The sequence below is a fragment of the Streptomyces roseolus genome, assembly GCF_014649855.1.
In the GTDB taxonomy this organism is placed as follows: domain Bacteria; phylum Actinomycetota; class Actinomycetes; order Streptomycetales; family Streptomycetaceae; genus Streptomyces; species Streptomyces roseolus.
Genome location: NZ_BMTV01000025.1, coordinates 17,731 through 38,349, shown reverse-complemented (window position 1 = coordinate 38,349; position 20,619 = coordinate 17,731). Strand labels below are relative to the sequence as shown.

The window sequence follows — 20,619 nt, the reverse complement described above, 5'->3', positions numbered from 1 at the left end:
GGAAGGGGACGGGGCGCGGCCCTGGGAGCGGCGCTCAGAGGCACCTGGCTCGGGTGGGGCGCGGAACGGGCGCGGAGTCCCGAGGGCGGCGCTCAGGGGCTCAAAGGCTTAACGACTCAGGGGCTCGGGGGCTCCGCGAGGGCCTGGGCCAGGGCGTGGAAGAAGCGGGCGTAGGCGGCCGGGCTCGGCGGGGTCTCCGGGTTCCACGGCAGCAGCCGCGCACCGGCCGGCAACCGCTCCGGCCCCTCGGGTCGGCTCGCGTGGGCCCGGCTGTCGTACAGGACCAGCGCCGGGGCGAGGTCCAGGGCCCGCTCCCAGCCGGTGGTCAGCCAGTTCGCGCCCGATCCCGGCCCCGGGTCGATCAGCCGGACCCCGAGCCAGGCCAGCCGCGCCAGCTCCGGCCAGGCCTCCGGACGTGCCAGGTGCACCTGCTCGACGCCGCCCCCGGAGAGCGCCAGCACCCCGCACCCGGCGCCGGCTGCCGCGGCCGCGTCCCGTACCGCCCGCTCCGCCTCCTCCGGCACCCCGGCCCCGCCCGGACCTTGCCCTGGCGCCCCCAGCGCCGCTCCCAGCTCCCCGAACCGCCCGATGATCGCCGGCAGACTCAGGTCGTTGCCGACGGAGAGCGCCACCAGCGGCACCCCCAGCCGCTCCAGGAGCTCCTCGTCCACGGCGTACGGGCTCTTCCCGTCGTACGTGACGTCCACCACCACCTCCGGCCGCAGCTCCCGCAGCCGCTCCTCCTCCAGCGCCCGCCCGGGCCCCAGGTACGGCACTCCCGCCGCCGCGAGACCGCCGTCCTTCGCCGGGTCCGGCTCCGCCCCGTCGTGCCCGGAGCCGTACACCGCGACCGGCGTCACCCCCAGGTCCAGAAGGGCCGCCCCGGCCCGTACGTAGGCGAGCACCCGCGTCGGCCTCGCCGCCGCCCCCGCCTCCACTCCCCTGTCGTCCGTGAAATCCCATCCGCGCACACCAGTTCCGGACATGCGGCTGCTCCCTCCCGGCCGGAATCTGCCTCCGCCGCCACCTTCGAACGGTTCCCCGTCCGGCACAAGAGGGCCTCCCGGAACGCGCTCCGCCCGTCCTCGCCTCCCGGGACTTCGGTCCCGGACCCCCTGCCGAAAGTCCCCCATCGTGGTGTTAACTGAACGGGTCGGGAGGAAGCAGCAGGAATCGTCTGTGCCGCCGTGCCCGCACGCCCCCTGCCGGCGCGTGCACCGTGCGCCGGCCTCCTCGCCCTGGAGTGAACGTCATGTCCGTACCCGGCCAGTTCTCCGACCCCCGTGTCCTCACCCTCTTCGCCGTGCTCGCGGTCGCGACGGGCGTGTGGCTGGCGGCGGGCCTGCGCGCCCGCGCCCGCCGGATCCGCTCGCTGACGCCGATGGAGCGCGTCTGGCACCCACAGGAGTCGGTGCCGCTGACCCCGGCGGAGGAGATCGCCTTCGGCCAGGTCGTCTCCCGCCTCTCCCTCACCTCCTCCGGCCGCCTGCGCTGACCGCGCCGCCCGCCGCGCCCGGACGGCGGGAGCGGGTCGCCGACGCGGGATCCACTGTTCTCGAAGGCAAGGTGCGTGTCGGCGTTCGCCGGAACTCGACGCTGAGAAATCTCCCCGGCCGCGTCTGGGAAAAACGCGTCGCGCCCCCTGACCCGCCCCGGACCCCGCCCCCTACGGGCAGCCCGGGCCAAAGCTCGCTCCGACGCCCGGCGGAAGCCCCGCTCCGCATCGGTCCGGCTGTCGGTGCCGCGCCGTACGGTGCGCCCATGACAGAACCCCGCGCACTCCCCGAGCCGCCCGCGCCCGCCGGGGCCACCACCGGGACCGCCGCGTCCGCGTCCGGGTCCGTACGCCTCGAAGCCTGGTCCGAGGGGGACGCCGGGCTGCTGCGGGCACTGAACGCACCGGAGCTGATGGGGCACCTGGGCGGGCCGGAGACCGAGGAGCAGCTGGTCCGCCGCCACCGTCGGTACGTGGACCTGAGCGCCGACGCCACGGGTGCGGGCCGGATGTTCCGGGTCGTGCTGCTGCCGGAGGAGCGGGTCGCGGGCAGCATCGGCTTCTGGACGTCACAGTGGCGGGGCGAGCCGGTGTACGAGACGGGCTGGGCGGTCCTGCCGGGCTTCCAGGGCCGTGGCGTCGCGACCCTGGCCACGCGCTCGGTGGCGGGACGGGCCCGGGCGGCGGGGCTCCACCGCCACCTGTTCGCCTTCCCGTCGGTGGCGAACGCCGCGTCGAACGCGGTGTGCCGCAAGGCCGGCTTCGAGTTGCTCGGCGAGGAGGACTTCGAGTACCCGCCGGGCCGCCCGATGCGCTGCAACGCCTGGCGGCTCGACCTGGGGGCTACCGGGGGTCGGTGAGCGGCCGGACGAAGTGGAAGGCCGCGATGTCGAAGCGCTCGCGCAGGTAGAAGCGATGGGCGCCGGTGCGCTGGGTGCCGGAGTCGAGGTTGAGCTCGTGGCAGCCGGCGGCGCGGGCGTGACCCTCCAGGTGGGCGATGAGCGCGTGGCCGACGCCGGTGGAGCGGACGGCGGAGGCGGTCACCAGGTCGTCGACGTACAGCTTGCTGATCGAGCTGGTGTTGTGGACGAGCCGCCAGCCGGCCGCGCCGACGCAGCGGCCCTCGTCGTCGTAGGCGGCCGTGAAGCGCAGGCCCTGCGCGTGGCCGCGCGCGTACGCCTCCCGGAAGAGGGCGGGGGTGAGGTGCGGGCGCAGTTCGAGGAGGACCGGCAGGAGGTCGCCCTCCAGGCGCGGGTCGCCGGGCTCGAGCTCGATGATCTTCATGCGGGGAAGGTAACCCAGCCCCCGACGCCCTGTCGCGGCCGTGGCCGTCCCGGTCGCGGCTCCGGTCGCCCCCGGCGCCACGGCCCGGAAATGCCTGGCCCGCCGTCCGCACCCGGTGCGATCCTGTCCCCGTGAACGGACCGGAGATCCAGATCAGTTTCGCGCCCGGCCTCGCCGTCTTCGTCGCCGCCGAGCGGCGCTCGGGGCGTACGGCCGTGGTGACCGACGGCGTCTCCTCGCTGGGTCATGTCGTCGAGTCCCTCGGCGTCCCGCTCACCGAGGCGGGCCGGCTCCTGGTCGACGGCCGTCCGGTGGCCCCCGCGCACGTGCCCGCGACCGGCGAGACCGTCGAGGTCGAGGACGTCGCCCGTCCTCAGGCGGTGCCCGGGGCGCCCCTTCGGTTCCTGCTCGACGTACACCTGGGCACCCTGGCCCGGCGGCTGCGGCTGCTGGGCGTCGACGCCGCGTACGAGAACGAGGACATCGGCGACCCGGCGCTCGCCGCCCTCTCCGCCCGGGAGCGGCGGGTCATGCTCTCCCGCGACCGGGGGCTGCTGCGCCGCCGCGAGCTGTGGGCCGGGGCGTACGTGTACAGCGACCGGCCCGACGACCAGCTCCGCGACGTCCTGGAGCGGTTCGCGCCGCCGCTGGCGCCGTGGACCCGCTGCACCGCCTGCAACGGGCGGCTCACCGACACCGGCAAGGACGAGGTGCGCGAGCGGCTGGAGCGCGGCACCGAGAAGACGTACGACGTCTTCGCGCGGTGCGAGGAGTGCGACCGGGTGTACTGGCGGGGTGCGCACCACGCCCGCCTGGAAGCGATCGTCGACGAGGCGGTACGCGAGTTCGGCGCCACCGCGTCGTAGGCGCCGCCCCGGTTCCACCGCCCTGGTTCCGCCGTCCCGGTCCAGTCGTGGGCGCCCGGGCCGGTCCGCTCGTGGGCACTGCCCCGGCGCGTCCGGCTCCCGGCGCCCTCAGGGGGCCTCGGCCGTGAGGTAGCGCTGCACCGTCGGCGCCAGCCAGGCCACCACCTCGTCCCGGCTCATCTCGACGGCCGGCGGGAAGCGGAGCACGTAGCGGGAGAGCGCCATGCCGAGGATCTGGGAGGCGACGAGCGCGGCGCGGGCCGGGGCCTCCTCGGGCTCCGGGCAGACGCCGAGGGTGACGGGGCCGAGCTGCGCCTCGAAGATCGCCTGCATGCGGGCGGCCCCGATCTCGTTGGTGACGCAGACCCTGAGCAGTCCGGTGAGGACGTCGTCGCGCTCCCAGCGGTCGAGGAAGTGGTTCACGAGGACGGCCCCGATGTGCCGGGAGGGCAGTGCGCCCAGGGCGGGCAGGGCCAGGTCGATCTCGGAGGCGGCGGCGAAGAGCCCCTCCTTGTTCCCGAAGTAGCGCATGACCATCGAGGGGTCGATCCCGGCGTCGCGGGCGATGGCCCGGATCGTGGCGCGCTCGTACCCGTCGGCGGCGAAGCGCTCGCGGGCGGCCTCCAGGATCGCGGCCCGAGTGGTGTCGGAGCGGCGTGCGGTCGTCATGCCCACAACTGTAGGCCAACAGGTGTTGACACGTCGCACGGGGTGACCGTACCGTTGCCAACAAGCGTAGGCCAACAAGCGTTGACCCATCGGAGGCAGCCATGCGCACCACCGAATCCCACCCGGCCGACCCCACCACCGAGCCCCTCGACGCCGACGTCCTCGTCATCGGCGCCGGCCCCACCGGACTGCTGCTCGCCGGCGACCTCGCCGCCGCCGGCCTCGCCGTCACCCTCGTCGAGCGCCGCCCCGCCGGCCGCTCCAACCTCACCCGCGCCTTCGGCGTGCACGCCCGCACGCTGGAACTGCTCGACACCCGGGGCCTCGCCGACGCCCTGGAGGCCACCGGCACCCCGCTGACCCGGATGCAGCTCTTCGGCCACCTCCCCCTCGACCTCGGCCGCCTCCCCTCCCGCTTCGGCCACATCCTCATCACCCCCCAGTACGAGGTCGAGCGCCTCCTCGAACAGCGCGCGGTCGACGCCGGCGTGACCTTCCGCCACGACACCGCCCTCACCGGCCTCCATCAGGACGACGACGGCGTCACCGCCGAACTCGCCGGCCCCGACGGCGCCCCCCTCACGCTCCGCGCCCGCCACCTCGTCGGCACCGACGGCCACCGCAGCGCCGTCCGCACCGCTCTCGGACTGCCCTTCCCGGGCACCAGCGTCATCCGCTCGATCGTCCTCGCCGACGTCCGCCTCACCGAGGAACCCGCCGCCTCCCTGACCGTCAACGGCAACGGGGACACCTTCGTCTTCATCGCCCCCTTCGGCGGCGGCTGGTACCGCGTCATGGGGTGGGACCGCACCCGCCAGGTCCCCGACAGCGAGCCGGTCGACCTCGACGAGGTCCGCGACCTCGCCCGCCGCGCCCTCGGCACCGACCACGGCATGCACGACGCCCGCTGGATCTCCCGCTTCCACAGCGACGAGCGCCAGGTCCCCGCCTACCGCGTCGGCCGCGTCTTCCTCGCCGGGGACGCCGCCCACGTCCACTCCCCCGCCGGCGGCCAGGGCATGAACACCGGCCTCCAGGACGCCGCCAACCTCTCCTGGAAGCTCGCCGCCGTCCACCGCGGCGAAGCCCCCGACCCCGAGGCCCTCCTCGACAGCTACCAGACCGAGCGCCACCCCGTCGGCACCATGGTCCTGCGCAGCAGCGGCGCCATCGTCCGCCTCGCCATGGCCCACACCCCGGCCACCCGCGCGCTGCGCGCCGTCGCCACCACCGCCCTCGGCGTCCTGCGCCCCGCCTCCGCCAAGGTCCTCGGCATGATCAGCGGCCTCGGCATCGCCTACGCCCCCGCCCCCGGCGGCGGGCGGGCCTCCGGCCGGCGCGCCCCCGACATCCCGCTCCGCGAGGGCCGTCTCCACGAACTGCTGCGCGCGGGCGAGTTCGTCCTCATCGCCCCCGAGGGCGCCGCCCCGGCCCTGCCGTCCTCCGCCCCGACCGGTGCGGCCCGCGTCGTACGGGCCACCTGGACGGACCCGGCCCGCCGCACCGCGGTCCTCGTCCGCCCCGACGGATACGTGCACTGGAGCAGTCGGTGACCGCCACAGCGTCCGTGGAGGGGGCTCAGAAGACGTACGGGTCCCCGGTGGCGAGGACCAGCACCCGGTGCCGGTCGTTGAAGGAGTTCCGGTCGACCCCGCCGGCCCGCCAGGCCGTGCTCACGTCGACCGTCAGTTCCTGCGGTGTGCCCACGGTCCTCAGGTCCAGCGCCAGCTCACCCGCCGCCCCTCCGCCGGTCAGCGCACCCGTCCGGCAGGACACCACCCGGGCGCTGCTCCACAGACACCCCGGGGGCAGCTCCTGGCCGCCCGCCATGGGCGCGGAGAAGGCCAGCCGGACGGTGGCGTCGGCGACATCGGACGGCCCGTGGTTCTCCGTCACCAGCCACACCCCGACCCGCCCGTCCCACAGGGAGACATGACCGTGGTGGGCGAGGTCCGCCTCCGCCGGGACGACACCGGCGACCGCCTCGGCGGCCGCGTCACCACCTGTGCCACCGGTCCCGTCGCCGGTCGCCCCGGCCGCCGTCCCGGCACCCAGCACCACGAGCGCCGCCAGCGCGGCCCCGAGCACACCCTTCGACATCACACGCATAAGGCAAAAGTACCTAGAGATCACCCCTTTTTCTGACAATCCGTCAGCCTGCGTGTCTCCCGGGCCACCTGCCACCCTGGAGCCATGCAGATCGCCCGCTCCGTCACCCTCTTCGTCGTCGCCGCGCTCTTCGAGATCGGTGGGGCCTGGCTCGTCTGGCAGGGGGTCCGCGAGCACCGCGGCTGGATCTGGATCGGCGGCGGAGTCCTCGCCCTCGGCCTCTACGGCTTCGTCGCCACCCTCCAGCCCGACGCCGACTTCGGTCGCGTCCTCGCCGCCTACGGAGGCGTCTTCGTCGCCGGCTCCCTCGCCTGGGGCATGGTCGCCGACGGCTACCGCCCCGACCGCTGGGACGTCGCCGGCGCCCTCGTCTGCCTCGCCGGCATGGCCGTGATCATGTACGCCCCCCGAGGCCGCTGACCCGCCGCCTATCCTGGCCACGACACCGACCGACCACCTGTGCGAGGAGCCTCCGCCATGTCCGCCCCCATCGCCGTCATCACCGGAGCGAGCAGCGGCATCGGCGCCGCCACGGCCCGGCAGCTGGCCGCCGCCGGCTACCGCGTGGTCCTCACCGCCCGCCGCAAGGACCGCATCGAGGCCCTCGCCGCCGAGATCAACGAGGCCGGTCACCAGGCCGCCGCGTACGCCCTCGACGTCACCGACCGCGCCGCCGTCGACGAGTTCGCCACCGCCTTCCGCACCCTCGCCGTCCTCGTCAACAACGCCGGCGGCGCCCTCGGCCTCGACCCCGTCGCCACCGGCGACCCCGAGGACTGGCGCCGCATGTACGACGTCAACGTCCTCGGCACCCTCCACATGACCCAGGCCCTGCTGCCCGCGCTCACCGCGAGCGGCGACGGCACCGTCGTCGTCCTCTCCTCCACCGCCGGCCACGGCACCTACGAGGGCGGCGCCGGCTACGTCGCCGCCAAGAACGGCGCCCGCGTCCTCGCCGAGACCCTCCGCCTGGAGATCGTCGGCACCCCGGTCCGTGTCATCGAGATCGCCCCCGGCCTGGTCAAGACCGAGGAGTTCGCCACCACCCGCTTCCGCGGGGACGCCGACCGTGCCGCCAAGGTCTACGCCGGCGTGGCCGAACCCCTCACCGCCGACGACGTCGCCGACACCATCACCTGGGCCTGCACCCGCCCGCCGCACGTCAACATCGACCTCCTGGTCGTCCGCCCCCGCGCCCAGGCCTCCAACACCAAGCTCCACCGCGAGCCCTGACACGAACGGGTGATCCCACTCGGTCACCCGGACGGCACCCGCGCACCCGACCTACGGTCGGAGACAACTCCATACAGCACGACGGCCCTCGGTCGGGACGGCAATCCCGACCGAGGGCCTCACCATCAGGAAGGCGCAACTTCCCATGGCTGGACAGGACTCCAGCGCGCCCACGCGGCGTTTCATGGACCTCGAAGACCCCGAGTACGCGTACATGTTCGGCTTCCTCCAAGCCGACGGCCACCTGTCGGAGGGGACGCGACAACGTGGTCGCCTCACCGTGGAGATCAGCGCGAGGGACGCGCACATCCTCCGCGAGTTCCAGCGACTGACCCCGTACAACAGCACTCTCACCGAACGCGCCCGCGCGACGAATTTCTCGGCCGGCCATCACTCCGTCATCTGGTCCCTGTGTTCCCTGGCGGCGCGGACCACGCTCAACCGACTCGGCCTGCCCCCCGGAAAGAAGTCCACGAAGATCAAGCCGCCCCGCGTCCCGTTCTCCCGCCGCGACTACCTCCGCGGCATCATCGACGCGGACGGCTCGGTCGGCTTCACCGGCCAGGGCCTCCCCTTCATCTCCCTCGCCACATCGAGCGCGGGCATCGGCGCGTACCTCTGTCACTACGTGAAGAAGGTCACCGGTACCGAGCGGCGCCTGTACCGCCGCAACACTCGGGACGGCATCTACAACGTCATGTACCAGAAGGAAGCAGCCCGGGAGGTATGCGCCCACCTCTACTACCCGGGCTGCCTCAGTCTGGACCGGAAGCACGTCGCCGCCGCGGCCCTGGCCTCGTGGACGCGCCCCCCGGGCATGAAAATCCGGCCGCCGAGGCGCCCCTGGACCCCCGAGGACGACCGGTTGCTCATGGCGTCCCCCACACTCGCCGCGGCCGCGGCCGAACTCGGGCGGTCCCAAAGTTCCTGCCAGGTCCGCCGTTGGCGCCTGGTGAACGGCATCACCTGAGACCCCGTGGGCCCCTGGCGCGCGCCGGGGGCCCCACGGCCCAGGGGGCGTCAGCCCTTGACGTTGACGACCTGCTTCAGCTGCGCGACGACCTCGACCAGGTCCCGCTGCTGCTCCATGACCTTCTCGATCGGCTTGTAGGCACCAGGGATCTCGTCCAGGACGCCGGAGTCCTTGCGGCACTCCACACCCCGCGTCTGCTCCTCCAGATCACGCACGGTGAAACGCTTCTTCGCGGCGCTCCGGCTCATCTTCCGGCCGGCACCGTGCGACGCCGAGTTGAAGGCAGCCTCGTTCCCCAGGCCCTTCACGATGAACGAGCTGGTGCCCATCGAGCCAGGGATGATCCCGAACTCTCCGGAGCCGGCCCTAATCGCGCCCTTGCGGGTCACAAGCAGGTCCATCCCGTCGTACCGCTCCTCGGCCACGTAGTTGTGGTGGCAGGAGATGACCGGATCGAACGTCACCCTCGCCTTCCGGAACTCCTTACGGATGACCTCCTGGAAGAGCGCCATCATGACCGCGCGGTTGTACTTCGCGTACTCCTGCGCCCAGAAGAGGTCGCTACGGTACTCCCTCATCTGCGGGGTGTCCGCCACGAAGACCGCGAGGTCGCGATCGACGAGCCCCTGATTGTGGGGCAGCTTCTGCGCGATGCCGATGTGGTGCTCAGCCAGTTCCTTGCCGATGTTGCGCGACCCGGAGTGCAGCATCAGCCACACCGACCCTTGGCCATCGATGCAAACTTCGCAGTAGTGATTTCCTGATCCAAGCGTTCCCATCTGCAGCGCCGCCCGCTCCCGGCGGAACTTCACCGCGTCCGCCACGCCGTCGAAGCGGGACCAGAAGTCGTCCCAGCCCGACGTCGGGAACTGGTACAGACGCTTCGGGTCGACCTCCTCACGGTGCATGCCCCGGCCGACCGGGATCGCCTGCTCGATCTTCGAGCGGAGGCGGGAGAGGTCACCCGGGAGGTCGTCGGCCGTCAGGGAGGTCTTCACGGCCGACATCCCGCAGCCGATGTCCACACCGACCGCCGCCGGGCAGACCGCGTCCTTCATGGCGATCACCGAACCGACCGTCGCGCCCTTGCCGTAATGCACGTCCGGCATGACCGCGAGGCCCTTGATCCACGGCAGCGTCGCCACGTTCCGCAGCTGCTGCATCGCGCCGCCCTCCACCGTGGAAGGATCGGCCCACATCCGGATGGGCACCTGCGCACCCGGTACCTCTACATACGACATACTTCCTCGATTCCCCCGAAAAGTCCGATAACGCAAAAACCGGAGCCAAAGCCCGTACAGGTGACGGCGGACCGGCATCAACGGCTGCGCGTGCGATAGACATTGTGTCCATCCGCCTTCAGGGGGCGGCAAACAGTTTTCGGGAAAGACCTCGGCCGAAGGGAGCCTGGGACGGTGCAGCGAAAGAGGTACTCACCCGGCCGTGTCCCCGGCACCCTCCTCGGCCTGGGCGCCGGTCTCGGCGTCGCGCTCGGCGCCCTGACCGGCTGCTCGGCGGCCGGGACGGCCGAGGACGTCACCGTCGACGCGAAGGCCGGCTCCGCCGCCGCGCCCGTCGCGCCCCCCGGCCGCTACCGCACCCTCTTCGAACCGTGCGGCGCCGTCCCCCAGACCGCCCTGCGCGAGCTGCTCCCCGGGACCGTCGCGCTGTCCGACGTCGAGCGGGCCAAGGCGCTGCGCGGCACGGCCGCCGTCACGTACGACACCGACCGCCGCGTCGGCTGCACCTGGACCGCGGACACCGTGGACGGCGGTTCGCACCGCCTGGTGCTCGACGTGGAGCGGGTGGTCTCGTACGACCCGACGGTGAGCGACGCCACGCGGGCGCAGGAGGTCTACACCCGCAAGCAGCTCGCGGCCGGGATCGCCGTACCGGTGGCCCCGACGCCCACCCCCACCGCGCCGGCCACCGGACCGACGACCGCCCCGACCTCGGGCACGACCGCCTCGGGCACGGCGGGCACCTCGGGCGCCGCCACCACGGCCCCGCCCACCATCACGGCCTCGGCGACCCCCACCGGAGCCGCCTCCTCCGCAGCCACCGGGGCCACCGCCTCAGGCGCCCCCTCCGCGCCGGCGACGACCGGCCTGGAGCCCCGGCTGCTCGGCGGACTCGGCGACATCGCCTTCGTCGGCGACACCCTCGGTCCGGCCGGCGGGGCCGGCCGCCAGCGGGTCGTGAGCGTGGTGTTCCGCACATCGAACGTCGTCGTCACGGTCGAGTACCGGCAGCGCACGACGGGCACGGCCCCGGCCCCGGACAGCAAGGAACTGCAGGACAGGGCGCAGAATCTGGCCCGTCTGCTGGCGGACCGGCTGGAGGAGTAGCCGGCCGCCCGCTGCCCCGCGCGGCCCCCCGGGCGGCAGGGGGACCACGTAACGTGTCGGCGTACCCAGGGCCGCCAGGCCGCCAGGGCCGCCGACCGGCACCGACACCGGCCCGGCACCGGCACCGGCACCACCGGCCGTACGACAAGCGACTGAAGGAACCATGCAGCGATCAGCTCCGCGACTCACCCGCATCCTCGCCGCCGCAGCCGTCCCCGTGATGCTCGTCGTCGCCGGCTGTTCCTCGGACTCGGGAAGCGACGGCGACGGAGCCGCCAAGACGGGCGGGGAGAAGGCGACGGCGACCGCGACCGCTTCGGCGACCCCGTCCCCGACGCCGACCGTCGAGCCCGCGAAGTTCGCGAAGCTGCCCACCGCGTGCAAGGCGATCGCGGCGAAGACCACCGCCGCGCTGGTGCCGAAGGCGAAGAACGAGAACGGCACCGCCGCGCCCTCCTCGGACCTCGCCCTCCGCGGCGGCTGCTCGTGGAACGGCCTGGAGGACAAGGGCGTCAAGGGCTCGCAGTACCGCTGGCTCGACGTGTCGTTCTACCGCTACGAATCCGAGGTCTCCCTCGGCAGCGGCCAGGCGCGCGCCCGGGAGAACTTCGCCAAGGAGCTGGGGAAGATCCAGGCCACCACGGGCGCGAAGAAGATGAGCACCACGGCGACGTCGGGCCTCGGCGACGAGGCGAAGACCGTCACGTACACCGTGAACAAGACGGACGAGGACTTCGTCTACGCGTCGATCGTGGTGCGCACCGGCAATGTGCTGGTGCTGCTGTCCTACAACGGCGCCGGGTACGCGGGCGCGCCGACCCCGGAGGCGAAGGCGATCGTCGAGGGCGCGACGAAGGCGGCGAAGGAAGCGGTCGCCTCGGTCGCTGCCGCGAACAAGTAGTCGTACCCGCCGGCCGGCCCGGCCAACCCCCGTCGGCCACCCAGGTACTGACACAAATCAACACAGACAGGCGTGTCCGAGCGGAGCCCGTCCCTCCCCAGGGGGTCGGGCTTCGTTCATGTGTGCCACCCTGGGGCCCGCGAGACGTCGAATCACGGGAGGGGATCGCGGGTGGCCGCGATGGAGCTGACACGCACACACCGCATACTCATCGGGCTCGTCATCGGCGGCGCGGTGATCATCGCGGGGATCGGTTTCGCGGGTTCGTACGCGGCCGTGCGCGAGCTTGCCGTGCACAAGGGATTCGGTACGTTCTCGTACTTCTTCCCGATCGGCATCGACGCGGGCATCTGTGTGCTGCTCGCCCTGGACCTGCTGCTGACCTGGCTCCGGATCCCGTTCCCGTTGCTGCGGCAGACGGCGTGGCTCCTGACGGCGGCGACCATCGCGTTCAACGGCGCGGCGGCCTGGCCGGACCCGCTGGGCGTCGGCATGCACGCGGTCATCCCGATGCTGTTCGTGGTCGCGGTCGAGGCGGCGCGGCACGCGGTGGGCCGGATCGCGGACATCACCGCGGACAAGCACATGGAGGGCGTCCGGCTGACCCGCTGGCTGCTGTCGCCGGTACCGACGTTCCGGCTGTGGCGGCGGATGAAGCTGTGGGAGCTGCGCTCGTACGACCAGGTGATCAAGCTGGAGCAGGAGCGGCTGATCTACCAGGCCCGGCTCCAGGCCCGTTTCGGCCGCGGCTGGCGGCGCAAGGCTCCGGTGGAGGCGCTGATGCCGCTGCGGCTCGCCCGGTACGGCGTCCCGCTCGCGGAGACGGCCCCGGCGGGCCTCGCGGCGGCGGGCATCGAGCCCGTCCTCCTGCCGCCGAACCCGAACGCGGCGCCCCCCACGCAGCCGGCCTCGGCCCAGGTCCCCGTCGCGGTCGCCGCGGCCCCGGCCCCAGCCCCGCAGCTGCCGGCGGTGCCGCACCAGGCACAGGCTCCGCAGGCGCAGCCGTTCCCCCCGCAGACACAGACCACCCAGCCTCAGGCCCAGGCCCAGCCGCAGGCCCCCCAGCCTCCCCAGGAGCCGCACCACCCGAACCACGAGAGCCCCTGGTTCGACACCCCGCAGGTCACGCCGGAGGCGTACGGGGGCACGTACACCGCGCAGACCGCGGAGGGCCTCCCGGGGCAGGTCCAGCCGCCGGTCACCGACCCGTCGGCTCCCGAGCTCCTGGCTCCCGAGCTGTTCGGGGAGCCGCAGCAGCCCGACCCGAACCAGCAGCCGGACCCGCAGCTGGAGGAGCTCCGGGAGGCCGTCTACAAGGTGATGTACGGCTTCGTGCAGGAGAACGACCGCTTCCCCACGACGTTCGAGCTGGACCAGCTGATGGCGGAGTCGTACGCCGCCCACGAACTCGCGGCTCCGCCGACGGACCTGCTCCGGTGGGTGACGCCGGAGGTGCAGCGGCGCATCCAGCAGAACATGGTGGAGTACGACCCTTCCTGACCACCACCGCGCCCACGGCGAAGGGCCGCCCCCGTGACGGGGGCGGCCCTTCGCCGTGGACCGGGCCGGCTTACGCGCCGAGCAGCTTGCGCACCCGGTCCGCGCCGACGGCGAGGAGCAGGGTGGGCAGGCGGGGGCCCGTCTCGCGGCTCACGAGGAGCTTGTAGAGGAGGGCGAAGAAGGAGCGCTGGGCGACCTTCAGCTCGGGGGTGGGCTTGGCCTCGGGGGTGAGACCGGCCATGACCTTCGGGACGCCGTAGACGAGCGTGGTGAGCCCGTCGAGCGACCAGTGGCTGTCGAGACCCTCCAGGAGCAGCCGGAGCGACTCCCGGCCCTCGCCGTCCAGGGAGCCGAGGAGCTCGGCGTCGGGCTCCTCGCGGACGATGGTGCGCTGGTCGGCCGGGACCTGGGTGGTGATCCAGTTCTCGGCGCGGTCGAGGCGCGGCCGGACCTCGTCGAGCGAGGTGACCGGGTTCTCCGGGTCGAGGTCGGTGAGGATCCGGAGGGTCTGCTCGTCGTGGCCGGCGGTGATGTCGGCGACGGAGGCCAGCGTGCGGTACGGGAGCGGACGCGGGGTGCGGGGCAGCTCGCCGGCCGCGGTGCGGGCGGCACGCGCATGTGCGGCGGCGTCGGCGGGCAGCACGGTGCCGTCGGCGACCTTGGCCTCCAGCTTGTCCCACTCGTCGTAGAGCCGCTGGATCTCCTGGTCGAAGGCGATCTTGAAGGACTGGTTGGGCTTGCGGCGGGCGTAGAGCCAGCGGAGCAGCTGCGGCTCCATGATCTCCAGGGCGTCGGCCGCGGTGGGCACGCCGCCCTTCGAGGAGGACATCTTGGCCATGCCGCTGATGCCGACGAAGGCGTACATGGGTCCGATGGGCTGGACGCCGTCGAAGAGGGTGACGATCTGGCCGCCGACCTGGAAGGAGGACCCGGGCGAGGAGTGGTCGACGCCGGAGGGCTCGAAGATGACGCCCTCGTAGGCCCAGCGCATGGGCCAGTCGACCTTCCACACCAGCTTGCCGCGGTTGAACTCGCTGAGCTTGACGGTCTCGGCGAAGCCGCAGGCGGAGCAGGTGTAGCTCAGCTCGGTGGTGTCGTCGTCGTAGGCGGTGACGGTGGTGAAGTCCTTCTCGCACTGCCCGCAGTAGGGCTTGTACGGGAAGTACCCGGCGCCACCGCCGGAGCCGTCGTCCTCGCCGGCCGCGCCGGAGCCCTCGGCGGCCTCCAGCTCGGCCTCGTCGACCGGCTTCTGGGACTGCTTCTTCGGCGCCTTCTTCGTCCGGTACTGGTCGAGGATGGCGTCGATGTCGCCGCGGCGGCGCATGGCGTGCAGGATCTGCTCGCGGTAGACGCCGGAGGTGTACTGCTCGGTCTGGCTGATCGGGTCGTACTCGACGCCGAGCTCGGCCAGGGCCTCGACCATGGCGGCCTTGAAGTGCTCGGCCCAGTTGGCGTGGGGCGAGCCGGCGGGGGCGGGGACGGACGTCAGGGGCTTGCCGATGTGCTCGGCCCAGGACTCGTCGATGCCCTCGACGCCGTTCGGCACCTTGCGGTAGCGGTCGTAGTCGTCCCACGAGATGAGGTGGCGGACGGTGTACCCGCGGCGGCGGATCTCGTCGGCGACCAGGTGCGGGGTCATGACCTCGCGGAGGTTGCCGAGGTGGATCGGGCCGGAGGGGGAGAGGCCGGAGGCGACGACGACCGGTTTGCCAGGCGCACGTCGCTCCGACTCGGTGATGACCTCGTCCGCGAAACGGGAGACCCAGTCGGTCTCGGTGCTGCTCTGAGCCACGGTCGGTACGTCCTTCTTTCCGGAATCCTTGCGGGAATGCCTGGGAGCCTTCAAGGCCCTACGCCTGTCATTGTCCCAGACGGAACCGGCCGCCCCGAGGTTGTCCACAGGCGGGATCCCGCTCGGGCGGGTTGTCCACAGACGGGGGCGGGCGGGAAAAACACGTTGCCCGCCCATGGGACACTTGACAAGCGAAATAGACCACCGGGACACCCGGACCCGACACAACAGGAACGGAAGCTCATGGCCTCGGTCCCTTCCCTCGCTTCGACCGTGCAGCAGCGCCTCGCGGAAGGCCTCTCGGCAGCCCTGCCGGAGGCCGGTTCCGCCGACCCGCTGCTGCGACGAAGCGACCGGGCCGACTTCCAGGCCAACGGCATCCTGGCGCTGGCCAAGCAGCTCAAGGGCAATCCGCGTGAGCTGGCGACGAAGGTCGTCGAGTCGATCCCCGCGAACGACGTGCTGAAGGAGATCGAGGTCTCCGGCCCCGGCTTCCTCAACATCACCGTCTCGGACGCGGCGATCGTGGAGACCCTCGCGGCCCGCGCCGCCGACGCGCGCCTCGGCGTGCCGCTGAACGAGGCGGCGGGCACGACGGTCATCGACTACGCCCAGCCGAACGTGGCGAAGGAGATGCACGTCGGTCACCTCCGGTCCGCGGTGATCGGCGCGGCGATGGTCGAGATCCTGGAGTTCACGGGCGAGACCGTGGTCCGCCGGCACCACATCGGCGACTGGGGCACCCAGTTCGGCATGCTCATCCAGTACCTGATCGAGCACCCGCACGAGCTGGACCACAAGGACGAGGGCGCGGAGGTCTCCGGCGAGGAGGCCATGTCGAACCTGAACCGGCTGTACAAGGCGTCCCGCGCGCTCTTCGACGCGGACGAGGAGTTCAAGACGCGGGCGCGCGCCCGCGTGGTGGACCTCCAGGCCGGTGACGAGGAGACCCTCGCCCTGTGGCAGCGGTTCGTCGACGAGTCGAAGATCTACTTCTACTCGGTCTTCGAGAAGCTCGACATGGACGTCCGGGACCCCGACATCGTCGGCGAGTCCGGGTACAACGACATGCTCCAGGAGACCTGCCGGATCCTTGAGGAGTCGGGCGTCGCGGTCCGCTCCGAGGGTGCGCTGTGCGTCTTCTTCGACGACATCAAGGGCCCGGACGGCAGCCCGGTCCCGCTGATCGTCCAGAAGTCCGACGGCGGCTTCGGCTACGCGGCGACGGACCTGTCCGCCATCCGCGACCGGGTGCAGAACCTGAAGGCGACCTCGCTGCTGTACGTGGTCGACGCCCGCCAGTCCCTGCACTTCAAGATGGTCTTCGAGACCGCCCGCCGGGCCGGCTGGCTGAACGACGAGGTGAAGGCCGTCCAGCTGGCCTTCGGCACGGTCCTCGGCAAGGACGGCAAGCCCTTCAAGACCCGTGAGGGCGAGACGGTCCGGCTGGTGGACCTGCTGGACGAGGCGATCGACCGGGCCTCGGCCGTGGTCCGCGAGAAGGCCCAGGACCTCACGGAGGAGGAGATCGCCGAGCGGGGCGCCCAGGTGGGCATCGGCGCGGTGAAGTACGCGGACCTGTCGACCTCGGCGGCCCGCGACTACAAGTTCGACCTCGACCAGATGGTCTCGCTCAACGGCGACACGTCCGTGTACCTCCAGTACGCGTACGCCCGTATCCAGTCGATCCTGCGGAAGGCCGGGGACGCCAAGCCGGCCGCCCGCCCCGAGCTGGAGCTGGCGCCGTCCGAGCGGGCCCTCGGCCTCCACCTCGACGGCTTCGGCGAGACGATCGCCGAGACCGCAACGGAGTACGCACCGCACAAGCTGGCCGCGTACCTGTACCAGCTGGCCTCGCTGTACACGACGTTCTACTCGGAGTGCCCCGTCCTCAAGGCGGACACCCCGGAGCAGGTCAAGAACCGTCTCTTCCTGTGCGACCTGACCGCCCGCACGCTCCACCAGGGCATGGCCCTGCTGGGCATCCGGACGCCCGAGCGCCTCTGACGCTCCCGGGGCGGGTGGGTCACTCCTGAGCGACCCACTCGCCCTTGTCGGGCCAGTAGCCGTAGACCGTACGGCCCTTGATGGCCTGCGTACGGAACGGCTCCCCGCCGTCGTCGATCCGTACGGTCCCCTTCCGGTCCCCGGTGCTCCACTCCAGCTCCAGGTACCAGGCGACGGCGTGCTCCTCGGTGTGGACGTCGAGGTTCAGCACCTGCGGGTCCCCGGTGGCGACCTTGTACGGGAAGTCCTTCGCCGGCACGACCCGGTCGCCGTCCTGTCCGGCGACCGGCTTCACGTACGGCCGGGAGGCGTCGAGGTCGACGTCGAAGGTCTGCGGGGTGATCCCGCTGCCGCAGCCGTCGCCCATGGAGTACGCCGTCCCGCCCGGCGGCCGGTCCCGCTCGACGACCCGGACGCTGAGCCGCGACAGCACGACGGGCTCCTGGGTGCGGCCGGTGACGGTGACCTGGAGCTGCATGTGCCCGCCGTCGACGCCGCCGAGCGCGCGGGCCCACGGGCGGGTGTCCTGCGGCGGGGGCGGCGGCGGCACGTGCTGCGGCTTCTGGTCGAGGACGTAGTACTGCCCGCAGGGTTCGGCCCAGTTGTACGAGCTGATGCCGGCGTTGAGCGGGGCCGGCACCGGCGGCGCGGCGGCTCCCCCGCGCGGCTCCTTCTCCCCGTCCCGCACCACCAGATACGTCCCCGGCACGACGAGGGCCACGACGGCGACGGCGGCCAGCGCCCCCGTGAACCGCGCCCGGGACGGCGGCTTCGGGGAAGCGCCCACGACCACGACCTCCGCCTCGTCGGCACCGGAGGACGCGGAGGAGTCGGAGGACGCGGAGGACGCGGCGGGCGCAGCGGGCGCGACAGGCACAGCGGGCGCAGCGGGTACGACAGACTCGGCCGGTTCCGAGGGCGCAGCCGGTTCGGAAGGCGCGGCAGGTTCCAAGGGCGCGGCAGGTTCCGAGGGCGGGGTGGGTGCCGCCGCCTCTCCGCTCCGTCCCCGGTACGCGTCGGCGACGATCCACGCGCGATGGAGCTCGACGAGCTCGTCCCGGGTGGCCCCGCACAGCCGGCCGAGCCGGTCCACGGGGGCGAAGTCGGTCGGGACGGCGTCGCCGTTGCAGTACCGGTGGAGGGTGGAGGTGCTGACGTGGAGCCGCTTGGCGAGTGCTCCGTAGCTCAGCCCCGACCGCTCCTTCAGCCCTCGCAGCAGCCCGGCGAGCCGGTCCCCCGTGTCCATGCGTCGCTCCCCCGTCTCTGGTCGGCGTCCCAGGAACGCGTTCCGGGCGACGTATGTCTCCCCAGGTCAGAGGGGGTGGAAGCGTTCCAGCGTCCCTCATTGTCCCGCGTCGATCGACATCGGGTCACACCGGCTCGCAGCATGGAGCCATGCCGAACAGCCGCGTCGCCGACGCCCTGGCAGTGACGGTGCTGATCATCTGCACCGCGATCGTGATCGCCCTGCTCGACGGCCGCTGAGCGACCGACCCACCGACCGAACCGCCCATCCGCACACGGGGGAACCACCATGCGCACATCCATCCGTACCCTCACCCTGCCCGCTGCCGCGCTCATCGCGGCCCTCGCCCTCACCGCCTGCCAGTCGACCGGCCAGGACGCGGCGGCATCGGCTCCCGCGAAGCCCGCCCCGACCTCGGCGGCTCCCACGGCGAGCACCGCACCCACGGCCGGGCAGCCGGCGACGGCCCCGCAGAAGACCACGGCACCGCCCACCGAGTCCGCGCCCAAGCCGACGTCCACGTCCACGTCCAAGCCGAAGCCCGTCGCCGAGGCCCCTGAGGGCGCGGACGGGAACCCGTCCCTCCGCCCCTGCACCGCCGCCGACGTGAAGGTCGTGGCGAGCAAGGTGAGCCGGCCGATCAACCACCTCGCCCTCACGATCACGAACACCGGAGACCGCACCTGCCACGCCCTGAACGCGCCCCTGGTCGGCTTCGAGCACAGCCAGGCGCCGATCGCGATCGTGGAGGACAGCAAGCCGCAGGCCGTGGTGAGCCTGGCCCCCGGGGCCTCGGCCTACGCCTCCCTGATCCTCACCGGGGAGCCGGGCGAGGACACGCACGGCACGACCGTCCGCACGATCAAGGTCAGCCTGACCGCGGACAGCATGGTGACGCTGAAGGCCCCGGAGGGCACGTACGTGGACGACGGCGCCGCCGTCTCCTACTGGCAGCAGGACCTGGAGGACGCCCTCCAGTACTGACCGCCCTCGGGTCGGGTACTACCGGTTGATCGGGTGCGACGTCCGCCCGGACGCCTCGTCGATCTCCGCGTGCGCCTTCTGGAGGAGCTGCGAGGCGAGGTCCATCAGGGCCCGGGCGCCCGCGATCTCCTCGCCGACCCTGAGCTGGTCGGGATCGGAGGGATGCCGGTGGGCGGTGCCGTGGGCCCGGAACTCGGTGCCGTCCGAGAGACGGACCATGGCCGCCGCCCTCGTCCGGTCGCCCTCCTCCTTGAACTCCATGTCGACGTGCCATCCGACGAGCGTGTGCATCATGAGGACCACCTCCGGGGAGGTACCTGTCGGGTACCTCTCCAGGGTGCGCCGTACCGCGCGCCCCCACCACTCGCCCGGGCACCGCCCGCCGGCGCACCGCCCACCCCGGCACCGCCCGCCGGCGCACCGCCCACCCCGGCCCTCCTCGTCCGGGCACCACTCGCCCCGGCAACCACTCACCCCGACAACCACTCATCCCGGCAACGGCTCGCCCACCCGCCCGGGACGCACGGGGCGTCGTCGGCGCCGCCCCTCCGTTTCGGTCACGGCGATGATCCCGAACCCGTTGCCCCGGCTCGCGCCCGACCCGTCCGGGCGTTCCCTCGGCCTCGATCTGCCGCCCGGCACCCTCACCGCCCGGCAGGCGACCCGTACCTCCGGTCGGGACACGGCCCCGGCGCCGGCGCCTGGTCGGCCCTGCGCCCGGCGGCCCGCGCGGCCGGCCTGCTGCCGGTACCGCTGGGCGGGGAGCGCGGCCCGGAGGACCGGGAGCTGGAGCCGGAGCTGATGAGCGACCCGGCGGAACACGACGCCGAGGCCGTGCTCGCCGGGTTCTGGGAGGACCACCGGGCCTCCGGGGTGCCCGAGGAGGAGCGGGACCCCCGGGTGACCGCCGCCGTCGAGGAGCTCTTCGGCGAGCGGCCCGGACACGCGGAGACGCTGGCCCCCTCCGCGGCCGGCCGGGTCTGGGCCCGGCGCTGCCGCCGCGCACGGACCCCGGCCGGGCGGCGGGCCTCGCCGAGGCGCTGACCGCGCCGCACTCCTGGCCGGCGGAGGCCCGCCCGGCCCTCGTCCGGGCGCGGCGCAGCGCCGACATACCGGCGGTCATCGGCTGGACGGGGCCGCTGAACCACGAGAGCGACGTGGCCCGGCTGTCCGCCGTCCCGCGCCCTCGCGCTCCCGCGCTCCTGCGCTCCT

At 72.9% G+C, this 20,619-nt stretch carries 21 protein-coding genes; 13 read left to right on the top strand and 8 right to left on the bottom strand.

The annotated features are described in order from the left end of the window. Nucleotides 1–116: 116 nt before the first annotated feature. Entirely contained in the window at nucleotides 117–986 is an 870-nt protein-coding gene (locus IE245_RS26925) for an ABC transporter substrate-binding protein (protein WP_229851547.1), read from the bottom strand. Nucleotides 987–1,252: 266 nt separating this feature from the next. Here IE245_RS26925 and IE245_RS26920 point away from each other — a divergent pair, with 266 nt between their 5' ends. Together IE245_RS26920 and IE245_RS26915 are read left to right on the top strand one after the other, a co-directional pair. Further along, a complete protein-coding gene (locus IE245_RS26920) occupies nucleotides 1,253–1,495 on the top strand; it encodes a hypothetical protein (RefSeq protein WP_189952091.1) in 243 nt (80 codons plus the stop codon). A gap of 266 nt (nucleotides 1,496–1,761) precedes the next feature. Continuing rightward, the gene (locus tag IE245_RS26915) at nucleotides 1,762–2,355 is read left to right on the top strand and encodes a GNAT family N-acetyltransferase (RefSeq protein WP_189952089.1); all 594 of its coding nucleotides are present in this window, start codon (nucleotides 1,762–1,764) and stop codon (nucleotides 2,353–2,355) included. Here the strand turns inward: IE245_RS26915 and IE245_RS26910 are convergent. After that, nucleotides 2,339–2,779 carry a GNAT family N-acetyltransferase gene (locus IE245_RS26910; protein WP_189952087.1) on the bottom strand — a complete coding sequence of 147 codons (441 nt, stop codon included), beginning with the start codon at nucleotides 2,777–2,779 and terminating at the stop codon, nucleotides 2,339–2,341. The genes IE245_RS26915 and IE245_RS26910 overlap by 17 nt on opposite strands. Before the next feature lie 131 nt (nucleotides 2,780–2,910). Between IE245_RS26910 and IE245_RS26905 the strand changes: the two genes are divergently transcribed. Next, complete coding sequence (locus IE245_RS26905) at nucleotides 2,911–3,645, top strand: Mut7-C RNAse domain-containing protein (protein ID WP_189952085.1); 735 nt, start codon at nucleotides 2,911–2,913, stop codon at nucleotides 3,643–3,645. Between the two features lie 108 nt (nucleotides 3,646–3,753). On the opposite strand, the gene IE245_RS26900 is transcribed toward IE245_RS26905, so the two are convergent. Then, nucleotides 3,754–4,314: a TetR/AcrR family transcriptional regulator gene (locus IE245_RS26900; RefSeq protein ID WP_189952083.1), complete on the bottom strand. Its 561-nt coding sequence runs from the start codon at nucleotides 4,312–4,314 to the stop codon at nucleotides 3,754–3,756. A gap of 101 nt (nucleotides 4,315–4,415) precedes the next feature. Between IE245_RS26900 and IE245_RS26895 the strand changes: the two genes are divergently transcribed. Then, nucleotides 4,416–5,867: an FAD-dependent oxidoreductase gene (locus tag IE245_RS26895; protein WP_189952081.1), complete on the top strand. Its 1,452-nt coding sequence runs from the start codon at nucleotides 4,416–4,418 to the stop codon at nucleotides 5,865–5,867. A gap of 25 nt (nucleotides 5,868–5,892) precedes the next feature. Here the strand turns inward: IE245_RS26895 and IE245_RS26890 are convergent, their stop codons facing one another. Continuing rightward, nucleotides 5,893–6,423, bottom strand: coding sequence for a hypothetical protein (locus IE245_RS26890; RefSeq protein WP_189952079.1), 531 nt, complete (start codon nucleotides 6,421–6,423; stop codon nucleotides 5,893–5,895). 84 nt (nucleotides 6,424–6,507) lie between these two features. Between IE245_RS26890 and IE245_RS26885 the strand changes: the two genes are divergently transcribed. The 3 genes from IE245_RS26885 to IE245_RS26875 all read left to right on the top strand — a co-directional run bounded on the left by IE245_RS26885 (nucleotide 6,508) and on the right by IE245_RS26875 (nucleotide 8,626). Further along, on the top strand, nucleotides 6,508–6,843 hold the full coding sequence (locus IE245_RS26885; RefSeq protein ID WP_189952077.1) for a YnfA family protein: 336 nt from the start codon (nucleotides 6,508–6,510) through the stop codon (nucleotides 6,841–6,843). Between the two features lie 57 nt (nucleotides 6,844–6,900). Then, the gene (locus tag IE245_RS26880) at nucleotides 6,901–7,656 is read left to right on the top strand and encodes an SDR family NAD(P)-dependent oxidoreductase (RefSeq protein WP_189952075.1); all 756 of its coding nucleotides are present in this window, start codon (nucleotides 6,901–6,903) and stop codon (nucleotides 7,654–7,656) included. Between the two features lie 145 nt (nucleotides 7,657–7,801). Then, nucleotides 7,802–8,626 (top strand): LAGLIDADG family homing endonuclease, encoded by an 825-nt coding sequence (locus IE245_RS26875; RefSeq protein WP_189952074.1) that lies wholly within the window; start codon nucleotides 7,802–7,804, stop codon nucleotides 8,624–8,626. 50 nt (nucleotides 8,627–8,676) lie between these two features. On the opposite strand, the gene IE245_RS26870 is transcribed toward IE245_RS26875, so the two are convergent. Then, on the bottom strand, nucleotides 8,677–9,870 hold the full coding sequence (locus tag IE245_RS26870) for an RtcB family protein (protein WP_189952072.1): 1,194 nt from the start codon (nucleotides 9,868–9,870) through the stop codon (nucleotides 8,677–8,679). 174 nt (nucleotides 9,871–10,044) lie between these two features. Here IE245_RS26870 and IE245_RS26865 point away from each other — a divergent pair, with 174 nt between their 5' ends. The 3 genes from IE245_RS26865 (at nucleotide 10,045) to IE245_RS26855 (ending at nucleotide 13,378) form a co-directional block, all read left to right on the top strand. After that, nucleotides 10,045–10,977, top strand: coding sequence for a DUF3558 domain-containing protein (locus IE245_RS26865; RefSeq protein WP_229851546.1), 933 nt, complete (start codon nucleotides 10,045–10,047; stop codon nucleotides 10,975–10,977). Nucleotides 10,978–11,140: 163 nt separating this feature from the next. Further along, nucleotides 11,141–11,878: a DUF3558 domain-containing protein gene (locus IE245_RS26860; protein ID WP_189952070.1), complete on the top strand. Its 738-nt coding sequence runs from the start codon at nucleotides 11,141–11,143 to the stop codon at nucleotides 11,876–11,878. Between the two features lie 171 nt (nucleotides 11,879–12,049). Further along, nucleotides 12,050–13,378 (top strand): DUF2637 domain-containing protein, encoded by a 1,329-nt coding sequence (locus IE245_RS26855; RefSeq protein ID WP_189952068.1) that lies wholly within the window; start codon nucleotides 12,050–12,052, stop codon nucleotides 13,376–13,378. A gap of 70 nt (nucleotides 13,379–13,448) precedes the next feature. Here IE245_RS26855 and lysS read toward each other — a convergent pair whose 3' ends face one another. Then, nucleotides 13,449–15,170 carry a lysine--tRNA ligase gene (gene lysS, locus IE245_RS26850; protein WP_189952054.1) on the bottom strand — a complete coding sequence of 574 codons (1,722 nt, stop codon included), beginning with the start codon at nucleotides 15,168–15,170 and terminating at the stop codon, nucleotides 13,449–13,451. A gap of 243 nt (nucleotides 15,171–15,413) precedes the next feature. Here lysS and argS point away from each other — a divergent pair, with 243 nt between their 5' ends. Continuing rightward, entirely contained in the window at nucleotides 15,414–17,177 is a 1,764-nt protein-coding gene (gene argS, locus IE245_RS26845) for an arginine--tRNA ligase (RefSeq protein WP_189952052.1), read from the top strand. Between the two features lie 19 nt (nucleotides 17,178–17,196). Here argS and IE245_RS26840 read toward each other — a convergent pair whose 3' ends face one another. After that, complete coding sequence (locus IE245_RS26840; RefSeq protein ID WP_189952050.1) at nucleotides 17,197–18,423, bottom strand: helix-turn-helix domain-containing protein; 1,227 nt, start codon at nucleotides 18,421–18,423, stop codon at nucleotides 17,197–17,199. A gap of 288 nt (nucleotides 18,424–18,711) precedes the next feature. Here IE245_RS26840 and IE245_RS26835 point away from each other — a divergent pair, with 288 nt between their 5' ends. Continuing rightward, a complete protein-coding gene (locus IE245_RS26835; protein WP_189952048.1) occupies nucleotides 18,712–19,407 on the top strand; it encodes a DUF4232 domain-containing protein in 696 nt (231 codons plus the stop codon). A gap of 18 nt (nucleotides 19,408–19,425) precedes the next feature. Here IE245_RS26835 and IE245_RS26830 read toward each other — a convergent pair whose 3' ends face one another. After that, on the bottom strand, nucleotides 19,426–19,698 hold the full coding sequence (locus tag IE245_RS26830; protein WP_189952224.1) for a DUF1876 domain-containing protein: 273 nt from the start codon (nucleotides 19,696–19,698) through the stop codon (nucleotides 19,426–19,428). Nucleotides 19,699–20,208: 510 nt separating this feature from the next. Here IE245_RS26830 and IE245_RS26825 point away from each other — a divergent pair. Further along, nucleotides 20,209–20,451 (top strand): hypothetical protein, encoded by a 243-nt coding sequence (locus IE245_RS26825; RefSeq protein ID WP_189952046.1) that lies wholly within the window; start codon nucleotides 20,209–20,211, stop codon nucleotides 20,449–20,451. Nucleotides 20,452–20,619 lie beyond the last annotated feature (168 nt).